Genomic DNA, 428 nt, shown 5'->3' with positions numbered 1-428 from the left:
GGTACTGGATCAGCGGCGCGCCCGGCGACAGCGAGCCGCCGCTCACGTTCAGGCACATGCCGCTCGACACCGAAATCAGCCGGTACTTCGAGCCGACGGGCACGAGCGTCCATTGATCGTTCGTCTGCGCGTCGCCCTGGCACGGATACTGGATGATCGGCGCGCCGCTCGTCGTGTATCCGCCATATACGTTCAGGCATTGCCCGGTGCCTTGCGAGACGACGTGATAGCCGCTGCCGGCGGGCAGCAGCGACCAGCCCGTGGCGCCCTGATTCGAGCATGTTCCCTGGACGATCGATGCGCCGGCGGCCGTCGATCCGCCATTGACGCTCACGCAGAGGTTGCTGTTCGCCGCCGTGACGTTGGTGGCCGCGACGACGGGCAGATACAGATTGAATTGATCGTTGAGCGCGCCCGCGCCCTGGCAC

The 428-nt window shown here is 66.4% G+C and carries 1 protein-coding gene; it reads right to left on the bottom strand.

Features of this window, described 5'->3' with window-relative positions; genetic code table 11:
• Nucleotides 1-428 (bottom strand): RICIN domain-containing protein (locus tag J5M56_RS25880; RefSeq protein WP_207938170.1); only part of this gene is annotated, 428 nt, incomplete at both ends.

It is taken from the genome of Pseudomonas sp. 51_B, from assembly GCF_017491595.1.
Classification (GTDB): Bacteria; Pseudomonadota; Gammaproteobacteria; order Pseudomonadales; family Pseudomonadaceae; genus Aquipseudomonas; species Aquipseudomonas promysalinigenes.
Note: the sequence above shows the minus strand (reverse complement) of the source record. Positions and strands in the feature narration are given on the sequence as shown.